This window comes from Christiangramia aestuarii, assembly GCF_009735585.1.
In the GTDB taxonomy this organism is placed as follows: Bacteria; Bacteroidota; Bacteroidia; order Flavobacteriales; family Flavobacteriaceae; genus Christiangramia; species Christiangramia aestuarii.
This window is the reverse complement of the sequence record NZ_VJVW01000078.1, coordinates 1-457: the sequence shown is the minus strand read 5'-3', so window position 1 is coordinate 457 and position 457 is coordinate 1. Positions and strand designations below refer to the sequence as shown.

Here is a 457-nt window from a genome sequence, read left to right as displayed (position 1 = left end):
CGAGAACGTGCGGGCGATCCCGCTCGGCAGTCGCCGGGCGCGGCGGTTGCAGGTGCTGGTGGTGGACGATCATGCGGTCAACCGGCAGATCCTCCATCAACAGCTGAGCTTCCTCGGTCATGACGTGGAGGAAGCGGAGAACGGCCTGAGCGCTCTCAACCTGTGGCATGGGCAACCGTTCGACATGGTCATCACCGACTGCCACATGCCGCTGATGAGCGGCTCCGACCTTGCCCGCTCGATCCGCCAGGAGGAGCGCGAGAATGGCGAGGAGCCGGTGGTCATCATCGGCCTCACCGCGGACGCCCAGCCGGAGGAGATCGAGCGCTGCATCCAGGCTGGAATGAACGAGTGCCTGATCAAGCCCATCGGCCTCGATGTCCTCGAGGAGCGCCTGCTGGCCCTGGGCTTCGCCGCCGACGAGCTGCCCGTCACCATCGATGCCGAACCCGTCGCC

At 66.5% G+C, this 457-nt stretch carries 1 protein-coding gene; it reads left to right on the top strand.

Annotation, left to right across the window (positions count from 1 at the left end; all coding sequences use genetic code 11):
- Positions 1-457: response regulator (locus FLP08_RS16990; protein WP_156278107.1), on the top strand; the 457-nt coding region annotated here is incomplete at both ends.